This window comes from Bartonella sp. AP20NXHL (assembly GCF_042196165.1).
In the GTDB taxonomy this organism is placed as follows: domain Bacteria; phylum Pseudomonadota; class Alphaproteobacteria; order Rhizobiales; family Rhizobiaceae; genus Bartonella.
Genome location: NZ_JBHIPV010000002.1, coordinates 60,501 through 79,421 on the forward strand (window position 1 = coordinate 60,501; position 18,921 = coordinate 79,421).

An 18,921-nucleotide genomic window follows, 5' to 3' on the forward strand; every position below is an offset into this window, starting at 1 on the left:
AGATCAGTGATATTGTAAACATACTTTAAAGCTATGGCTAAACTGATTTCAGGGATATTTTTGTGTATGATAATAGATATTTTATTTTGGATTTTTTTGTTATGAATACTTTTACTGGCTCCTTATTGGCAACGTTTATATGTGGATTTTTAATGTTTTCTTACAATAGATTTAAAGGTGAGAACTGGAGTATAAAAAGGACAACATTATCAACAATTAGGTTTTTTATATTATATTATGCTGCAAATTTATTAATTGAATATATGGGAATTTTAAAATAATATAAAATCAAGTTGTTATATTATTTTAAAATATAATTATAAGGTGTTATTTGTAGAGTTATTTATAAAAAATAAGTTATTATTTTTATATAATATTTATCTTTAAAAAAATGTTTACTGATTACATTGAGATAGATACTTTAAAATCAGTATTATCATCAAGAATTCTGTTTTTTATTTCCTATTTTAAATCTTTTTAATTATTTCAAGCATGGGTTGTTTTGAGATTATTATCTTTTGTATAAGGATTATCAATTTATAGTTTTTGAAAAGTGATTGTTTGCTTATGTATCATGTTTATTGAAAAATAGGCAATTGTTATGGATATAAAATGCCTTATTTCTCTTAGATTGTTATTCATCGTCTTGTGAAAGAGGAAGGGAAGCGATTTCCGTATCAAGGGCATCCATAAAATCGATAATAAAAGCAGCATTTGTCCCCAAATCTCTTGGCAAATAACGAGAAGCAGAACGCATATCAACAAAAGTTGTATCCCCTTCATCAGTTAAGCGTATCACGATATCCGAAATAAACCCAAGGTAAAAAGTTTTAGCTCTCGTTTCAATATAAAGCGCATTTTCTTCACCTTTAAACTCTCGTTGAGCCACAACAGGCCAATCATAGGCTGCTAAAACATTGAGAACAGATTCGCGAATACGATCAGGTGAACCATCATAACGGCGCCCCGATATTTCTGGCCATTGTGACATCTGTAATGTTTCTTGTTCAGTCAAAACACTTTTGAGCGGTAAAGCATCGCTGGGACGTATTGTGCGAAAAAAAGCCGGCGGGCTTTGTGTATCGGTAGAAATATCGTAAAGAGCCGGTAAGGTAAACCAAAGTCCAAAAAATAACATCAGTGGTGTAGCCGTTATTACCGAATAAATGATCCCTTTTAAAGCTTTCATTCCCCCTAGGGCTCCATAGACCCATAAGCTGTAAAGTGCTTTTAAAGCAAGAAAAAGAGAAATAATCACACAGCCGGTAGAGATTCCGATCAAAATTATGAAGTCGGTTACGTTAATGACGGAAAAACGTTGTAAAATGAATGAAAATAATAAAACAAAGAACGACAATCCACCAAATCGAGGGGACCATACTGCTGCTCTTGAAATGAACCGAACATATCTCTTCTTCATGAAGTTTTTCCCCTCAATTGTAAACTATAAGCCAAGTTTTTTCAGAGTGCATATCTTACAAAAAGCTTATGCTCATAAAACAAAAATAAAGCACTTATTTTTGAGGTCAAGGATGCATAATGTCTTATAAGTCTCCAGCGATTATTTTTGCACTTCATTGAAGGTAATCAGTATTTTTTCTATAGTTTATCATGTCATTGATGCGAATTTTATGGGAATGTTTGTAAATAAAAAGAAATAAACTCAAATAACAAGTTTTACGGTTGTTAGCAGCATATTTTTCTAGAACTTTACTCTTGATTTTCTCTTCTGATTGCTGGGAGTTTTTTCTGTCAGATAATGCGTAATCAAATAGGATATGATGATGTGCAATAGAGATTTCATTCTATCTCAATAAAAATTGAGGGATTTATAATCAGATAAATCTGAATTCGAAGATTCAATTAATAGAGAAAAAAGATAACCATTTTGATAGGCTTCATGTATTTTGTATAGAAAGTAAGGTATTGTACAAATGAGAGGTTACTCCGTTTTTATTCATAAAATATGCGGCAGGTCGCAGATGAAAGAAAAGCTTCACTTTCTTTTTTTGCAAGTGAAGAAGGGGCAAAAATACGTAAAATGACAAAACCTTCATTCAAATTTTTAGCAACCAAAACTGAATTGGCATTTTTTTTAGGTTTTGATTTTTTGAGTTCTATGATTTGTATTGGTTTTCCAATAATAAGATCGAGTGTATTATCAGGGGCTGTTCGGTCATTAAGGCTATAGAAAATAATTCCTTTGTGTGTGTAGGCTGCTAGTGACCAAAATTGTCGTGTTTTCAAAGCTTTTAAATGAACAGGTCCATTTTCAAGATTAAATCTGCAGACTTTAAGAAGAAAGAGTGGATCAGCAGATTGTTGAATAGGATTATCGGGAGTAAAAGCAACAAATTGATAAGGGGCTCCGGATTTTTTAAGTGCTGTCCATATATTATTTTGTGCCCAATAGGGGATCAGAAAGAGAACGCAAATATGAACGATAATAGCGCCAATGATTGCAAGAAGTGCGATATAAATGAATCTAGTCACAATTTATTTGTCCTGATGGGATTTGTTCTATTGATGGCATTGTAAGCTTTTGTAATGCCGTTGCAGAGATGATTGAGGTATCGTATAAGGTAAGAATAAGCCCGAATTCTTTTTGACTAACTGTTGCAAGCCAATTGCCGGCTTGCGGTGTAGGTGAAATATTGATGCGCAATGAGCCATCATGCTCATAAATAATAGCGTTCGTGTGGAGTTCAAAAGGTATTTCTTTGGATGAAGTATAGGGTTTTAGGGATTTGTCAGCTGTATAAAGGGTGAAAAGACGAGTTTCAGGGATGGTGCCTTTGAGTAAATAATGACAGTGGGGGTGGAGTGGACGCCCTTGGTTGTCTTGCCAAATCTGGAATTGAAGACCTTCAGTGCGTCCGAGTGAAACAATGCCTCGTTTGGTCGTGCGGGCGCGGGTATAAGGATCCATATTGGCGGTTCCCATTTTTGGATAAGCACTCCATTTTCCAATTCTAAAGCGTTCAAAATGAGGAAAGGAATTGAGCACATAATCGACACTCAGTTTTCCACATAAAATGGAAAAAGCGAAGATAAAAAAGAAAATGGTGATATTAAAAAACATCAGTGAATATCTTGAATTCAAAATGTTGAATCTCCAGTTGTTTTCACCTTCAAAGAAATTGCAGATGGTTTTTTCAGATCTTTGTTAATCAATCGCACAATATTCAATGTTTCAGGAGAAAGCGTAGAGGGTATTGGGGAAAAAAATTCAGAATCTGCATGGGAGGAAAGTATTGGGGGATGATAAGGAAGAAGAGAATCTTTAACACCATAGAGTTGTTTGAGCATAATATTTTGGTGTGCAGCAAGCATGATGCGTTGCCATATCATGGCAGGGACTCCACCCCCAAAAGCACGATTCATCGGTGAAAAGTTATCATTTCCCATCCATACCGCTCCAGTATAATTGCCAGTAAAGCCAACAAACCAAGCATCACGATAGGATTGTGATGTTCCAGTTTTCCCAGCGACAAGAGTCATGGGCAGAGCAGCACGCTTACCAGACCCTCGTGTTGTGACACCCACCATCATTTGGTTCATATAAGCAGCTGATTGTCTGCTGAGAACTCGGTGTAACTTATTTCCGTTATGTTCGAAATCCCATACCACATGTCCATCGATTGTTCTGATTTGCGTGAACCCATGACGATTACCAGCTATCCCGCCATTCGCAAAGACATTAAAGCCAGTTGCTTGATCCATGGGGGTCATGTTGGAAGTGCCCAGAACCATCGTTTTGTGTGATAAAATATGCGCGTTAATCCCCATATTCTTGATGAGATCTATGATAGGTTGGGTATCGCGGTGAAGATATTGATAGGTGAGATACACAGGGACTGTATTAATAGAAAAAGCTAAAGCTGTTGCTAAATCAATTTTCCCCAAATAACGGCCAGAATTATTTTTTGGTGTCCAACCTCCCCAATTGATCGGAGCATCTAAAACGATTGTCGAGGGAGAAAGTCCGTGTTCCAGTGCGGTTGCGTAAACATAAGGTTTGAATGAAGAACCAGTTTGCCGTCCGCCTTGTGTTGCTCTGTTAAATTGACTCTTTTTATAATCTTGTCCTCCAACAATTGCGCATACGGCACCGTTATTATCGAGTATAACAGTGGAAGCTTGTGTTACGCGATATTGTTGACCATACTGATGTAAATGATATGCAATTGATTCTTCTGCTGCTTTTTGAATATTTGGATCAAGAGTCGTTTGAATAATTAAACTATGGCTTGGAAGTTGATTGCGCATTTTTTTGACTTCCTCGAATGCCCAATCAAGAAAATAATCAGGCTGATTATTTTCTATTTGGGGAAGTGCCCTAGCAGGGTGGCGATGCGCATTGATAATCTGGCTCTTCGTCATAAAGCCACTATTAACAAGATTAGAAAGGACGATATTGGCACGTGTTTGAGCCGCAAAGAGATGACTATGAGGAGCATATTTTGTTGGAGCTTTAAAGAGTCCTGCTAACATAGCAGATTCACTTAAAGAGACATGACGTATGTTTTTTCCAAAATAAAATTTTGCTGCTGCGGCAATACCAAAATTGTTTCCTCCCATATAGGCTCGGTCAAGGTAAAGTTGTAAAATCTGCTTTTTGCTAAAATTTGCTTCTAGCCAAAGAGCAAGATAAGCTTCTCTGATTTTACGTGTTATGGTTCTTTCGTTTGTTAAAAATAAATTTTTAGCCAATTGTTGTGTGAGAGTTGAACCACCTTGCACCACACCTTTAGCTTGCATATTTTGTGAAATTGCCCGTGTAAGTCCTTGAAAATCAATGCCCCAATGATCAAAAAAACGACGGTCTTCTGTAGCGAGAACCGCTTTAATAACAGTGTCAGGCATTTCTTCAACGGGGACAGAGATCGCCGGCAGTGCACCACGGTGCCCAATGGAATTTCCATAGCGATCTAGAAAAAGAATGGAAAAGTTTTTAGGAGAAGACCAATCTGTTTTGGTCACTTCAAAAACAGAAATGCCCAAAATAGTGAAAAGAGTAAATCCCATCAACCCTAATGTCAGTATTTCATCGAGAACTTCAACGATAAAACGTTTCCATCCTTGAAGATGAAAATTTTGTGAGACGATTTTTGCCTTTTTCCAGAAAAAACTGTTAGCAGAACGAATGTGATAAAGCGCTGTGTCTAATCGTGCGTCTAATTCAATGAGAGCAGGACTGTGAAATGGCTTACGATGTTGCCCTTTCTTTTTTTTAAAAAAATCAAACATTTAAAGAGAGCCTATGGCAAAGAAATACAACCAAACAAATCTACAATAATTATATGGAGTAGAAGTATTTTTTTGCTATAGTGCTAACAGAGAAAGAGTTTATTTTAGAATTATTCATTTTTCGTAAGATAGTGTATTAATATTTTATTATTTTATTGAATAAATTTTATTCTCATTATTAAAAATATTTTTTTGATTTTTTAAAAATTTGGAGTAATGTTAATATGTTCTTCTGTAAGATAGAGGATAAATTATTTCCATTTGTGATTTTTAAATCGACTAAAAAAAACCATTATTTCTTTTATCCTTTATCAAGGAGAAGAGATGGGTTATTGAAATATTTATGATGAAAAAAAAATTCTTGTTCGTAATAATAGCAGCTTTTTTAGGAGCAGATTCTGTTCTAGCTTCTGGGTGTGCTGAAGTAGGTAAGAAGGCTGCCGCGCGAGAGAGCGGGGTTCTCGTCCGTTCAAAACCGGTTGTTCAGGATGGAAAGGACATGTGTGCAATTGTAGTTGTTGTACCAGCCCGTAATGGTGAAAAGTTACGTCGTGTTGAGTTTTTTGTTCCTGCTGATTAGTTTTTGGCAGATGGTGTTGTGATGCGTATCTTAATCGTTGAAGATGATCGGAATCTTCACCATCAATTAGTAGAAGCTGTAAGACGTGCAGGATATGTTTCCGATAGTGCTTTCGATGGTGAAGAGGCTTATTTTTTAGGGAGCACAGAGTCTTACGACGCGGTGATACTTGATATAGGTTTACCGCAGATTGATGGTATTAGTGTTGTTGAAAAGTGGCGTCAAGAAGGGCTCTCCATGCCTGTTTTAATGCTAACGGCGCGAGACCGTTGGTCTGATAAGGTGCACGGTATTGATGCTGGAGCTGACGATTATGTTGTGAAGCCATTTCATTTGGAGGAAGTGATGGCGCGTTTGCGAGCATTAATTCGTCGCACTACGGGACATGCGACAAGTGCATTATGTTGCGGAAATGTTTTGTTGGATACAAAGACGTCTCGTGTTTTTGTAGATGGTCAATTGATTAAACTAACATCTTATGAATTCAGACTGCTTTCGTATCTCATGCATCATTGTGACAGGGTCATTTCAAGAACAGAGCTTACTGAACATCTTTATGATCAGGATTTTGATAAGGATTCGAATACGGTGGAAGTCTTTGTAGGTCGGTTACGGAAAAAGCTTGGAGTGGATTTGATTGAAACTATTCGAGGAATGGGGTATCGCGTGAGAATGCTAGGTGATTAATGAATGTTTTTGAAGAGAATAATTGGTGTAGGAGGTTCTTTTTTGTAATTACTCGATCTCTCAGTTTACGTGTTATGATCTTATCAACATTATGGGTTGTTATTTCTCTTTTATCGATTTCTGCAGTAAGTATTTTATTTTATAAGCGTTCAACTGAACAAAGCCTAGAGCGTATCCTTTCTGCTCAACTCTACAGTCTTATTGCAACAGTGACGGTGTCATCGGAAGGTACTTTGATAGGAGGGGCTGGGATTGATGATATTCGTTATTCTGATCCAACAACAGGATGGTATTGGGAAGTTGTTGCGATATCCCATAATTTAAAAGGAAGATTGACATCCCCCTCATTGGGAACAGGCGAGATATTTACACCAAGTGATGTTGATATACCTTTTGACAATAAATTCTTTCGCTCTTATCGGATAACGGGGAACAATGGTCAAAAATTACAAGTGATTGAGAGTGATGTTGTTCTTGATAATAAAAATCATATTGCACGTTTTCGGCTTGTTGGGAATATCGATGAAGCTCATGCCCAGGTAAAGGAATTTACGCGAACTTTGCAAATTTTTCTTTGGAGTTTCGGTATCGGGAGTGTTCTTATTAATATTGCTATTATTTTCTTTAGTTTTCAACCGTTGAAGCTTATTCGACACGCATTGAATGATATTCGCGAAGGAAGAGTTCATTATGTGAATACGGATTTAGTAAGCGAAGTGATGCCGCTTGTACAAGAGATGAATGCTCTCATTAATAATAATCAGCGTATTATTGAGCGATTTCGCACACAAGTTGGTAATCTCGCGCATTCATTGAAGACGCCTCTATCTGTGATTATGAATGAGACAGATAAGATGCGCGGAGAAAAGGCTTGTTTGTTGAGAGAGCAAACGCAAATAATGCAAGCTCAAATCAATCATTATCTTCAGCGTGCACGGATTGCAGCACAATGCGATAGTATTGTCTATCATACGTCTGTTCGCAGTGTGCTTGAACGTTTGGTGCGGGTTATGAAAAAGCTTAATCCTGAAAAACAAATTCAATTTATTATGGATGTTGATGATATTGTTTTTTCTGGAGAGAAGGAAGATTTAGAAGAAATTGTAGGGAATTTGATTGAAAATGCTACTCAGTGGTCTCGAGCAAAGGTTTTGATCTCTTGTTGTTTAGAAGAAAATGTTGAAGAAAAAGAATATTTTAGTATCTTTGTAGAAGATGATGGTCCTGGTTTAACAGAAGACAAAATTGATGAAGCATTAAAAAGAGGGCGGCGGTTTAATGAAAGTAAACTAGGGGCAGGCTTAGGGTTAGCAATTGTTTCAGATATGGTCAGTGAATATGGTGGCAATCTCTTTTTATCACGTTCTGATTTGGGTGGATTGTATGCAAAAGTTTTGTTACCTAAGATGGGAGAATGACATATTTTCTTCTTAAGCAAGAAATGTCTATAAAGTTTATAAAGCAGTATTTTAGACAATACATAAAGAGTAGGGAAACATTGTTTTTAGTTTCTTTGCTTAATTGATATATATGATAGATATTTTATAATATTCTCCATGAAAAAATGAATTTTTATTAATTCACATTACTTTTCTCATGAAGAGGATAAAATGTAAGCGAGTTATTCTCTGTTCGTATTGGAAAAAAACGATATGCTCTTATTAATTTTTGCAGCATTTTTTCTGACTTTTCTGGCAAGTATTCTTTTTCTTTCACTACGTTTTGACGATGAGATAAAGAAAGAATGGACAGTTGAAACCGTAGATGGTTATAGAAGCCATAAGCGTATGATTGAGTTTAACAAGCTTTATATGAATTATAAAAAAAGAAATATTCTTAAGGCTTTGAGTATTTTGTTTGTTCTTCTGATGACATGGAGTATTTATGGGCTGACAGGCAATCCAGAAGTGAAAAGTTATTTTTTTAGCGAATTAATGGATAAGGATCCTAAAACTCTCAGTAAGCAAGAAAAGCTTATTCGTTTACAAGTGCTTTTTTTCCGTGCACCTCACGATGGCAAGCTAGCAGATGCGTTAGCGGTAGGGTATCTCGAAGAAAGCCTTTTTCAAGAAGCTGTGAATACTTATTTAGATGCACTTCGTTTGAATGGCGAAACAGCTCCAAGGCTTGTCGGATACGGTTTAGCATTGGTTGGTTATGAAGGGGGGGTGATAACGCAAGAAGCGCAAAATGCCTTTCAAAAAGCAGCAGATTTAGCCCCAACAGATTTTTATCCACGTTTGTTGTTGGCCGATGCATTGCATCAAGCAGGAAAAACTGCGCAGGCAGTGCAATTTTTACAAAGCTTTCTTGATACAATGCCTGAAAATTTTTCAGGACAATCACGTGTTAAAAAAATGATGATTCAGTTACGTGATTTATCGAGTGAGCATACAGAGAAAAGAAATCTTGCACCTATGTAGAAGATGTGCAAAGCTCTTAAAAAATAAAATATTGATACTTAATTATAACGTATTTAAACTTTTTTCGCAGAGTGTCTATGAACAGTCAATCTTTAAAGAGTTCTGCCTCATGGAAGGTTATTTTAGAGCAGCGAAAAAAAAGGCGCTTACTGATCATATTATTATGTTGTTTGGTTATGACAATTGCAGCAAGTCTCATAGTGTATGCAATGCGTCATGCGGTCAGTTTTTTTAGAATGCCCTCTGAAATTACAAGAGAAGATATTTTAACGGAGCGCCCTTTGCGTTTGGGTGGCTTTGTTGAAAAGGGAACCGTTCAATATGTTGGAGAGAGAGGCGTTATTTTTTTTGTAACGGATAACAAAAAACATGAAAAAGTGGTTTTCAATGGTGCATTACCGGATCTTTTTCGTGAAGGTCAGGGGGTGATTGTAGAAGGGCATTTCGATAAACAGGGCTTTTTTATAGGGATGCGTATTTTAGCAAAACATGATGAAACTTATATGCCTAAAGAAACAGCTGATCGTTTGAAAAAACATTACATTATGGAGAAATAATTCGATTGTGCTTGTCGAACTGGGTCATATTTTTTTAGCTGCAGCATTTTCAGTAAGCTTATTAGGGGCGTTTTTACCTGCTTTAGGTTTTTGGTGGAGAGAGCGTTTGTTAATGCAAACAGCTGTTCCTCTAACATATATCACTTTTACATTACTACTTTTATCTTTTTTAGTGATAATTTATGCTTATGTCGTATCTGATTTTTCTGTTTTGAACGTTGTTGAGAATTCTCATTCAGAAAAACCGATGCTCTATAAAATTACAGGTGTTTGGGGAAATCACGAAGGCTCTATGTTGTTATGGGTTTTAAGTCTTGCTTTTTTTAGCGCATTGATGGCTTTTTTTAGCCAACATTTGCCAGAAGATTTTAAGACGCTTGTTTTAATTTGCCAAAGTTGGATTACAACTTCTTTTCTTTTATTTATTCTTTTTGTATCCAATCCATTTTTACGCGTGAATCCACCAGCATTGCAGGGAAATGGTCTCAATCCTCTTTTACAAGATATCGCATTAGCAATTCATCCACCGCTACTTTATTTAGGTTATGTTGGTTTTTCACTTTGTTTTTCTTTTGCCGTTGCGGCATTGATTATGGGACATGTTGATAGAATTTGGGCGCGTGGGATTCGTCCGTGGCTTTTACTTTCTTGGTGTTTTTTGACATTGGGTATTATGGTTGGCTCCTATTGGGCTTATTATGAGCTAGGATGGGGCGGCTATTGGTTTTGGGATCCTGTTGAAAATGTTTCGTTTATGCCTTGGCTTTCAGGAACGGCTCTTTTACATTCTGCTCTTGTTCTCGAAAAACGAGAAATATTGAAAAGTTGGACTTTGTTTTTAGCGCTGCTTACTTTTTCCCTTTCTCTGATGGGAACTTTTCTTGTGCGTTCTGGGCTTTTAATTTCTGTTCATAGTTTTGCTGTTGATCCAGCACGGGGGCAGGCAATGCTTGCGCTTTTCTTTTTTTTTACAGGAGCGGCTTTTTTTCTTTTTGCTTTGCGCACCCCTATTTTAAAAACAGAAAGATTTTTTCAACCAATTTCACGTGAAGGGTTTATTGTTTTAAATAATTTGTTATTTACAACAATAACAGCAACAGTATTGATTGGTACGCTTTATCCTTATTTTATTGAGATATTAACTGGGCAAAAAATTTCTGTAGGGTCTGCTTTTTTTAACATTACTTGTGGACCGCTAATGGTTTTGCTGTTGTTGTTTGTTCCGTTTGGGACAATGATGGCATGGAAACGCGGTGATTTTCTTGCAGTTTTTGAACGGTTATGGTTTGTTTTTGTATTCGTTGGTATCGTCTGTTTTATAATATTCTATGCGGCATCTGTGCGTGATATTTTTGCAGTTTTAGGGATTGGGCTTTCAGCGTTTGTTTTTTTAGGCAGTTTAGCGGATCTATGGGGAAAGAGTGGATATGGCAAGAGAGCTTTTTCAGTACGCGTTAAGAGATTTCTTGGATTGCCATGGTCTACTTTTGGTGCAGCAATAGCACATATGGGATTAGGCGTTACACTATTTGGTATTGTTTGTGTGGCAAGTTTTGGGCAAGAACGTATTTTAATCATGAACATAGGGGATAGGGTGACGATAGCGGATAAAACGCTTCATTTTGATGCAGTGTATGATGGTGTTGGTTCGAATTATTCGACAATGGAGTTTTATTTTAAAATATATGAAAATAAAAACATTGTGGGTCATGTAACAGCCTCAAAGCGATTTTACTCAAGTCAAAATACATCAACAACAGAAGTTGGTCTGAAAAATCATGGCTTATCGCAGCTATATATTGTACCGGGACATATCGATAATCGGGGTCTTGTTGTGCACGTATGGTGGAAGCCTTATGTAATATGTATTTGGTTAGGGGCATTCATGATGGCTATGGGGGGATGTCTTTCTCTTCTGGGGTATTGGTTTCGCATTGGCATGTACAATAGGGTAGTGCTTGCTTTAAATTTTTGGAAAAGACATTGAGATGAAACAAATTCTTTGGATTGTATTTTTTTTAATTGCAACGTTTCCTTTTCAATTAGCAATAGCAGTAGAGCCGGATGAGATTTTAAAGGATAAGATTCTTGAAGCGCGAGCACGCCATATTTCATCGCATTTACGTTGTCCGGTTTGTCAAAATCAATCAATTGATGATTCAGATGCTGCTTTAGCACGTGATTTACGGCTTTTAATTCGGGAAAGGCTAAAAATGGGCTATAGTAATCAGCAAGTCACTGACTTTCTTGTTGAGCGATATGGTGAATTTATTCTCTTGAAGCCACCATTGAATAAAATAACTTGGTTTTTATGGTTCTCGCCTTTGATCATTATTATCACTGGCATAAGTATCATATTTTTCCACTTCAAACGGAATAATCATGCGTTATGTGAATGAAAAAGAACAGTCAAAAATGTCATTGCATTAAAAAAGATGTTACATAAAAGAAATCAGATCATTTGCAATGAGCATACAATCTTATTGTAATTATATTAGGGAATACTGAAACCTTACAAAACTTTAATAATTTAGACAGAAAACGGTAAGGTCTGGTATTTTATAAGTGGTCGGAATTGGAATAAAGGTATGATTGAATAGGAGCATAGAGTAAATGGTTAAAAAGGCTTTCTTTAAAACATTTGTCGCAGTGAGTTTTTCTGCGATATTGGAAAGTGCACTGTTTTTTAGTGGATGTACATCAAGCTTGTGGATGACAAAGGCTCATGCAAGTTCTGTATTTACTTCGTTAATGCAACAACAGGGATTTGCCGATATTGTTGCTCAAGTGAAACCAGCCGTTGTAGCAGTACAAGTAAAGAGCAATAAAAAGAAAGAAGATAGGTTCTTTAGCAACTTTTTTAGTGGTCCAGGACTTGATCAATTACCAGATCAGCATCCTTTAAAAAGATTTTTTAAAGAGTTTTATGATTTTGATAAACCTAAAAATAAATTTCCGCACCAATCGCAGAGACTCCGTCCTGTTGCTTTTGGATCGGGTTTTTTTATTTCATCTGATGGTTACATTGTGACCAATGATCATGTGATTTCTGATGGAACAAGTTATACTGTTGTTCTTGATGATGGTACAGAATTGAATGCAAAGCTCATTGGGAAAGACCCCAAAACCGACCTTGCCGTACTAAAAGTGAATGATAAAAGAAAATTTTCCTATGTTGATTTTGGTGATGATTCAAAGCTTCGTGTTGGGGATTGGGTTGTTGCCATTGGGAATCCATTTGGTCTTGGTGGAACTGTGACAGCAGGTATTGTTTCTGCACGTGGACGTGATATTGGCACTGGTGTGTACGATGATTTTATTCAGATTGATGCTGCTGTTAATAGAGGAAACTCTGGTGGTCCAACGTTTGATCTTAATGGAAAGGTTGTTGGGGTTAATACAGCAATTTTTTCTCCTTCTGGAGGAAATGTTGGGATTGCTTTTGCTATTCCGGCTGCGACTGTAAAACAGGTTGTACAACAACTTATTGAAAAAGGTTCAGTTCAACGTGGTTGGTTAGGTGTTCAGATTCAGCCGGTAACAAAGGAGATTTCCGATTCAATAGGTTTGAAAGAAGCCAAAGGTGCTTTGGTTACTGATCCGTTAAAAGGACCGGCAGAAAAGGCTGGTATTAAAGCGGGTGATGTAATTATTTCAGTGAATAATGAAAAAATTGCTGATGCGCGTGAGCTGGCGAAACGTATTGCAAATATTAAACCAGGAGAAATGGTAACCATAGGGATTTGGAGATCAGGTAAGGAGGAGAGCATCAAGGTTAAACTCGCTTCAATGTCTGAAGATGAAAGTAAGAAAGAGACTTCAAAATATTCAAATGGACAGAGTGATTTAGATGAAACATTGGAAGATTATGGTCTGATTGTTATGCCTTCTGATGATGGTGTAGGGGTTGTCGTAACGGATGTCGATACCGATTCAGATGCTGCAGATAAAGGGATACGCCCTGGTGATGTCATTGTGACAGTAAATAATAAACCGGTTAAACGAGTCTCTGATATTATTAACACAATCAAAAATGCTCAGCAGTTAGGACGAAAGGCTATACTCTTACAAGTGCGGACAAATGATCAAAATCGTTTTGTTGCTCTTCCAATTTTCAAAAAGTAAGGCTTTAGTTTGTAGGACAAATGTTTATTAAATATTTGTCCTACAACATAATAAAATAATGGAGATACGTTTTATGAAGATACTCGTTATTGAAGATGATCATGAGACGGGGCATTATCTCGAAAAAGCTTTTTTGGAAGTAGGGCATTCCGTTGATGTTGCTTATGATGGGGATACGGGATATGCTTTAGCAACCACGGAAAATTATGACGTTATGGTTGTTGACCGAATGCTTTTACATCGTGATGGTCTTTCTATTATTGCTGAATTGCGCGCTAAAGGCAATGAAACACCGGTTCTTATCCTGTCTGCTTTAGGGCAAGTTAATGATCGTGTAACGGGGCTGCGTGCAGGGGGAGATGATTATTTGACAAAGCCTTATGCTTTTTCTGAACTTCTTGCGCGTGTTGAAGTTTTACAACGGCGGAAAAATCCTAAAGAAGCAGAAACTGTTTACTGTGTAGGTAATCTTGAGCTTGATCGGTTAGCACATACGGTAAAACGAGGTGATAGAAACATTCTATTGCAACCACGAGAGTTTCGTTTACTTGAATATTTGATGCGTTATGCCGGGCAGGTTGTTACACGCACTATGCTTTTGGAAAATGTTTGGAATTACCATTTTGATCCACAAACGAATGTCATTGATGTCCATATCTCCCGTTTGAGAGCCAAAATTGAAAAAGATTTTGATGTTCCCCTTCTTCATACAGTGCGTGGAGCTGGATATATGCTGAAAGTACCAGATAACAAAGCATGAATCGTTTGATTAATATAATGCGCACGACAGCGCTAAGGCTTTCAGCACTTTACATTTTATTGTTTGGATTGGTGGCAACAGGACTTTCTATTTATATGACGGCATTTTCTGCTTCATTGTTAACAGAGCAAACTGAACAGGCTTTACATGAAGAATTAAAGTATATTGAAAATGCTTATAATTATGGGGGATTATCCTTATTAATGCGCACTATTGATTATCGTTCAAGACAACCAGGAGCATTTCTTTATCTTGTCACGGATTCTATGGGGCGTATTTTAGCAGGAAATGTAGCACGTATTGAATTAGGTCTTTTGAATCAGAGTGGTTTTATTTCTACCTCTTTTTTATATTCCCGTTTTGGAGAACATGGCAAAACAAGTGAACATCGCGCTTTGGCGGTTATTGTTGATTTACCTAATGCTATGAAGATTCTTATAGGACGTGATTTGGATGAGCCAGAACGTTTTGCTGTTGTTATTCGCAAAGCTGTGATCATTGCACTTGCTGCAATGGTTGGAGGCGCTTTACTCATATGGTTTTTTGTTGGCAGGAGAGCTTTACAAAGGATTGATCATGTAACGGCTGCATCACAGCGCTTGATGGATGGTGACTTCAGTGGGCGTTTACCTGTCTCTGGAGTAGGGGATGAGTTTGATCGATTGTCAACCAATCTTAATGTTATGTTAGACCGCATTGAAGAGTTAAATATTGGTTTACGTCAAGTATCAGATAATATTGCTCATGACCTGAAAACGCCGTTAACGCGTCTTAGAAATCGTGCTGAAGAAGCACTTTCAGGAAATAAGACAAAGCTTGAATATCGTCAGGTCCTTGATAGGGTTATTGCAGAATCAGATCAACTTATTTGTACGTTCAATGCAATTTTAATGATTTCACGTATTGAGGCCAGCAGTGCAATTGAGCATCTTGAAATGATGAATATGAAACTGATCCTTGAGGATGCTGTTGAGATTTACGAACCTTTTGCTGAAGAGTCAGGTGTTTTACTTCGGTTGGGGAATATATTTGATAAAGAGCTTAAGTTGAATCGTGAGCTTGTTGCACAATCAATTTTTAATCTTATAGATAATGCCATTAAATATGCGTCTAAAGGTGAAAGGAAAGCGGAGGTTTGCTTATCAATGGAATATCGTGATGAACATTTATTAGTTGTTGTGAGCGATAATGGACCAGGAATAGCAGAGGATAAACGTGAAAAAGTGACAGAACGATTTGTTCGTCTTGAAGAAAGCCGCACACAACCTGGGTTTGGGATTGGGTTAAGTATAGCAAAAGCAGTTATGAAGCTTCACGGGGGTGAATTGTTACTTGAAAATGCAAATCCAGGGCTTAGGGCTGTTTTGTTATTTCCTTAAAGATATTTTTCTTCACTTTTCTCTTTTCATACGTAACAACTATTTTAAAAGTATAAAGCAGTAGAAAGGAAAGCAAAATGCTTTTCAAGGGAGCGCAGACGAAACAAGCTTTTTTAAAAACACAGCTTCTCCCTTTATGCCCTCTCGATAAAAGTAGTTCCCAATGGTTAAAAGACATGGAAGAACAAGCAAGGAAAGAAGGTTTAGAATCGCTTATTTCCATCATTTCAGAGAGTGGAACGCAGATTGATTTTATCAGTTCGGTTATGACCTTATCTCCTTTTTTGCGTGAGGTTTTAATTGCCAATCCATCATATCTTAGTGCTTTATTAAATGTTGATGTAGAAACAAGGCTGAGCGAAATTATAGATGATATTACGGCTATCGATAAGGATGAAACTATAAATGAAACTTCATTGATGGCTGCTTTAAGGCGCAAAAAACGAGAAGCGCATGTTCTCATTGCTTTAGCTGATTTGGGAGGTGTTTTTACTTACGAAGTTTCATGTGCTTGGTTGACACGTTTGGGCGAAGCAGCATTAAGTGTAGCACTACGTTTTCTATTAAGAGAAGCGCATGATCATGGTAAGATCAATTTATTAAGCCGTGAGAATCCAGAAAAAGACTGTGGTTTAATTATTTTAGGGATGGGAAAGTTAGGAGCAGGGGAACTTAATTATTCTTCTGATATTGATCTTATTGTTTTCATTGATGAAACATCACCTCATATTGGTAATCTTTCTGAAAGTGTTGACGTATTTTCTAAAATGGTACGCCGATTAATCCGTATCATTCAAGAACGCACTGCGGAAGGATATGTTTTTCGTCTTGATTTTCGTCTTCGTCCAGATCCAGGTTCAACCCCTTTGGCCTTACCAGTAAGGACTGCATTGCGTTATTACGAAGGGCGTGGGCAAAATTGGGAACGAGCAGCCATGATTAAAGCACGTCCAGTTGCTGGTGATAAGAGGGCAGGTTTTAACTTTCTCAAAGAGCTGTTTCCCTATGTGTGGCGGAAATATTTAGATTACGCTGCTATTGCTGATATTCATTCGATCAAACGTCAAATTCATGCGCATAAAAATTACGGTCAAATTGCAGCTTATGGGCATAATATAAAGTTAGGTCGTGGTGGTATTCGTGAGATTGAGTTTTTTGTTCAGACACAGCAACTCATTGCTGGTGGACGTTTTCCTCAATTACGTGGACGTCAGACAGTTGCAATGTTAGCAGAACTTCACACGCTTGGTTGGATCAGTGAGAAAACGAGAAATAGCCTTATAAAAAGTTATGCTTTTCTTCGAAATGTGGAACATCGTATTCAAATGCTTTTCGATGAACAAACACATCTTCTTCCAAATGATACTGCTCAATTCACAAGTGTTGCCTATTTAATGGGTTATCAAGACAGTAGCAGTTTTATCCGTGATTTATTAAAAACACTTCAGGTTGTTGAAAAACATTATGCAGCACTGTTTGAGAATGAGCAAGAACTTGGTTTAGAAATTGGTAATTTAGTTTTTACCGGTGAAGAAGATGATCCGGAGACATTAATAACGTTAAGCCGTTTAGGCTTCGAAAGAGCAAGTGATATTTGTCGTATTATGCGCACGCTCCATTTTGGTCGTTATAAAGCAACGCAATCAGCCGAAGCACGCGAGAGATTAACGGAATTAACACCAGCTCTTTTGAAAGCTTTTGGTGGGACAAAACGAGCTGATGAGGCGATGTTGCGTTTTGATGGTTTTTTACAGGGCTTACCTTCAGGAATTCAGCTTTTTAGTCTTTTGCAGTCTAATCCCTCTCTTTTGGATATGCTTGTCCTTATTATGGGTGCTGCTCCACGTCTTGCAGAAATTATTACACGCAGATCCCACGTTTTTGATGGAATGTTAGACCCAAATATTCTTTCAGAATTACCAACAAAAACGTATTTAGAAAAACGGCTTGAATATTTTCTTGAAAATGTTCTTTCTTATGAGGAGATTCTTGACCATTTAAGGATTTTTGCAGATGAACAACGTTTTTTGATTGGTATTCGAATTTTGAATGGTGCAATTACAGGAGAAAGAGCGGGTTTTGCTTTTACTGCACTTGCTGATCTTATGATTACAAAAACATTTGCTACCGTTCAAGAGGAATTTTCTCGTCTTCATGGTCGTATTAAAGGAGGGCGTGTTGGCATATTGGGTATGGGGAAACTTGGAAGTCGTGAATTAACAGCAGATTCCGATGTTGACCTCGTTTTGCTTTATGAACATGATGATGATGCAGAAATATCTGATGGAGAAAAGCCTCTTTATATTTCTCAATATTATACGCGTTTAGCACAGCGCCTCGTTTCTGCTTTATCCACTCTTACAAGCCAAGGTGTTCTTTATGTCGTTGATTTAAGGTTACGGCCGTTAGGCAATAAAGGACCTATTGCTGTTTCTTTTCCATTTTTTAAAAAGTATTATCGCCAAGAAGCATGGATATGGGAATATCTTGCTTTAACAAGGGCTCGAGGCATTGCAGGAGATCCTGATTTTTTACAAAAGCTAGAAAATGAAGTGTGTGCAATTATTGCTATTTCTCGTGATAAGAAGGAAGTTGCAAAAGAAGTGTGTGAAATGCGTTCCTTGATTGCAAAAGAAAAGCCGCCAAAAAATCAATGGGATTTTAAAACGATGTCTGGTGGCATTATGGATTTGGAGTTTATTGCTCAATTTTCTCTTATTACGCATGTCATTGAGTTTCAAATTGGAGCGACGACAGCGGATATTTTAGATCACTTACCAAACAGTTTTCTTAATCAGTCATGTATTGCTGATTTACATTATGCCTATCGTCTTTATACAAATTTGAGTCAAATTATACGGCTTTGCTTAAATGATTCTCTTGATCCCAATGACATGCCACCTGGATTAAGTGACCTTTTGTTAAATAGTGTTGGGGAACCTGATTTGCTTCGTGTTGAAAAATTAATTGCAGAAACTGGGCAATTGGTCTGTTCAGTTTTTACAAAAATCATGAAACATTAAAATAATTCTATAAGAATAATAAAAATTATTAATTCCATTTTTATATATTAATTTTTGTCTTTTATTTCATTACACGCTTGAGAGGGGTAGAGTGAAGTTCTCTAGTGGTTTTTCAAGTGTGATGAAAAAATTTCTCT

General features: G+C 37.0%; 15 protein-coding genes. 11 read left to right on the forward strand and 4 right to left on the reverse strand.

All coding sequences use genetic code 11. The features are described 5' to 3' along the window. Nucleotides 1-634: 634 nt before the first annotated feature. From ACFILL_RS01495 to ACFILL_RS01510, 4 genes are all read right to left on the reverse strand, one after another. Nucleotides 635-1,420 (reverse strand): DUF1499 domain-containing protein, encoded by a 786-nt coding sequence (locus tag ACFILL_RS01495; RefSeq protein ID WP_375643138.1) that lies wholly within the window; start codon nucleotides 1,418-1,420, stop codon nucleotides 635-637. 533 nt (nucleotides 1,421-1,953) lie between these two features. Beyond that, a complete protein-coding gene (locus ACFILL_RS01500) occupies nucleotides 1,954-2,493 on the reverse strand; it encodes a hypothetical protein (protein WP_375643137.1) in 540 nt (179 codons plus the stop codon). Continuing rightward, nucleotides 2,486-3,082 (reverse strand): DUF1214 domain-containing protein, encoded by a 597-nt coding sequence (locus tag ACFILL_RS01505; protein WP_273791544.1) that lies wholly within the window; start codon nucleotides 3,080-3,082, stop codon nucleotides 2,486-2,488. The genes ACFILL_RS01500 and ACFILL_RS01505 overlap by 8 nt, the downstream gene beginning before the upstream one ends. A gap of 17 nt (nucleotides 3,083-3,099) precedes the next feature. Next, nucleotides 3,100-5,250 carry a transglycosylase domain-containing protein gene (locus ACFILL_RS01510; RefSeq protein ID WP_375643136.1) on the reverse strand — a complete coding sequence of 717 codons (2,151 nt, stop codon included), beginning with the start codon at nucleotides 5,248-5,250 and terminating at the stop codon, nucleotides 3,100-3,102. A 343-nt stretch (nucleotides 5,251-5,593) separates the two neighbouring features. On the opposite strand from ACFILL_RS01510, the gene ACFILL_RS01515 reads away from it, so the two are divergent. From ACFILL_RS01515 to ACFILL_RS01565, 11 genes are all read left to right on the forward strand, one after another. Beyond that, nucleotides 5,594-5,830 carry a hypothetical protein gene (locus ACFILL_RS01515; protein WP_375643134.1) on the forward strand — a complete coding sequence of 79 codons (237 nt, stop codon included), beginning with the start codon at nucleotides 5,594-5,596 and terminating at the stop codon, nucleotides 5,828-5,830. Between the two features lie 21 nt (nucleotides 5,831-5,851). Then, the gene (locus ACFILL_RS01520; protein WP_273791556.1) at nucleotides 5,852-6,517 is read left to right on the forward strand and encodes a response regulator transcription factor; all 666 of its coding nucleotides are present in this window, start codon (nucleotides 5,852-5,854) and stop codon (nucleotides 6,515-6,517) included. Further along, nucleotides 6,517-7,935, forward strand: coding sequence for an ATP-binding protein (locus ACFILL_RS01525; protein WP_273791546.1), 1,419 nt, complete (start codon nucleotides 6,517-6,519; stop codon nucleotides 7,933-7,935). Before ACFILL_RS01520 ends, ACFILL_RS01525 begins: the two co-directional genes overlap by 1 nt. Before the next feature lie 234 nt (nucleotides 7,936-8,169). Continuing rightward, nucleotides 8,170-8,940, forward strand: coding sequence for a tetratricopeptide repeat protein (locus tag ACFILL_RS01530; RefSeq protein ID WP_273791547.1), 771 nt, complete (start codon nucleotides 8,170-8,172; stop codon nucleotides 8,938-8,940). A 77-nt stretch (nucleotides 8,941-9,017) separates the two neighbouring features. Continuing rightward, complete coding sequence (gene ccmE / locus ACFILL_RS01535) at nucleotides 9,018-9,497, forward strand: cytochrome c maturation protein CcmE (protein WP_273791548.1); 480 nt, start codon at nucleotides 9,018-9,020, stop codon at nucleotides 9,495-9,497. Nucleotides 9,498-9,504: 7 nt separating this feature from the next. Next, nucleotides 9,505-11,484, forward strand: coding sequence for a heme lyase CcmF/NrfE family subunit (locus ACFILL_RS01540; protein ID WP_375643133.1), 1,980 nt, complete (start codon nucleotides 9,505-9,507; stop codon nucleotides 11,482-11,484). 1 nt (nucleotide 11,485) lies between these two features. Further along, a complete protein-coding gene (locus tag ACFILL_RS01545; protein WP_375643132.1) occupies nucleotides 11,486-11,896 on the forward strand; it encodes a cytochrome c-type biogenesis protein CcmH in 411 nt (136 codons plus the stop codon). A gap of 214 nt (nucleotides 11,897-12,110) precedes the next feature. Then, on the forward strand, nucleotides 12,111-13,622 hold the full coding sequence (locus ACFILL_RS01550; protein ID WP_273791551.1) for a Do family serine endopeptidase: 1,512 nt from the start codon (nucleotides 12,111-12,113) through the stop codon (nucleotides 13,620-13,622). Nucleotides 13,623-13,695: 73 nt separating this feature from the next. Continuing rightward, nucleotides 13,696-14,382, forward strand: a complete 687-nt coding sequence (locus ACFILL_RS01555; protein ID WP_273791552.1) for a response regulator transcription factor — start codon at nucleotides 13,696-13,698, stop codon at nucleotides 14,380-14,382. Beyond that, the gene (locus tag ACFILL_RS01560) at nucleotides 14,379-15,761 is read left to right on the forward strand and encodes a HAMP domain-containing sensor histidine kinase (protein WP_273791553.1); all 1,383 of its coding nucleotides are present in this window, start codon (nucleotides 14,379-14,381) and stop codon (nucleotides 15,759-15,761) included. The genes ACFILL_RS01555 and ACFILL_RS01560 overlap by 4 nt, the downstream gene beginning before the upstream one ends. A gap of 77 nt (nucleotides 15,762-15,838) precedes the next feature. After that, nucleotides 15,839-18,784: a bifunctional [glutamine synthetase] adenylyltransferase/[glutamine synthetase]-adenylyl-L-tyrosine phosphorylase gene (locus ACFILL_RS01565; protein ID WP_375643130.1), complete on the forward strand. Its 2,946-nt coding sequence runs from the start codon at nucleotides 15,839-15,841 to the stop codon at nucleotides 18,782-18,784. Nucleotides 18,785-18,921 lie beyond the last annotated feature (137 nt).